General features: G+C 43.9%; 1 protein-coding gene. It reads left to right on the top strand.

From position 1 onward, the window contains the following. The coding region (locus tag OCV67_RS13470; RefSeq protein WP_178085191.1) for a hypothetical protein at window positions 1-604 on the top strand (604 nt) is incomplete at its 5' end. Between the last annotated feature and the right edge of the window lie 24 nt (window positions 605-628).

The following is a 628-nucleotide window of genomic DNA, read 5'->3' on the forward strand; positions in this document are numbered from 1 at the left end:
AACGCTGCTGCCGCATAAAAGGGGTACAGTAAATTTTGGATATTATGAGGACAGTGAAAACGGTTATTTTTATTTTGGAGCATATACCGGAACATACCGTTCTGTTTTTGCAGTAACGGTTTTGCGGGGAACAAATGTAACGCTGTCTGATTTCGGCGATACTGCGGACGCTCCGGGCGGCTGGACAACGGTAACTCCGAGAATCCTACAGGACAACACCGATTTGCAAAGCTATCTTCCATTGACCGGAGGAACGCTGACCGGAGATTTAATTGCGCCGCACATAAAGCAGTCCCAATCGGGAGCACTTCTTGCTGAAAACTCAACAAATGAAAACAGTCTGACGGTAACAAATGCTGAGATAGCAAAATATTCACAAGTGTATATGGCTGCAAGCTGGACTCAGCAAGAGACGGTCAATTTCTGCGATGTAATTCCGATTTCCGCTATTGTGGCAGGAGCGGTATTTACAAAGCAGGTTTATACGGGCACAAGGATTTACACTTATACGGTCACCTGTACAAGCACAGGAGTATTCACATTAACGCAAAGTAATTCCACAGGTACAGCAGGAACGTTGAGATTAAAATTGTATGTTATTTAGGAGGTTAATTATGAAAACATGGGC

The organism is Porcipelethomonas ammoniilytica (assembly GCF_025567485.1).
GTDB classification, from domain to species: Bacteria; Bacillota; Clostridia; order Oscillospirales; family Ruminococcaceae; genus Porcipelethomonas; species Porcipelethomonas ammoniilytica.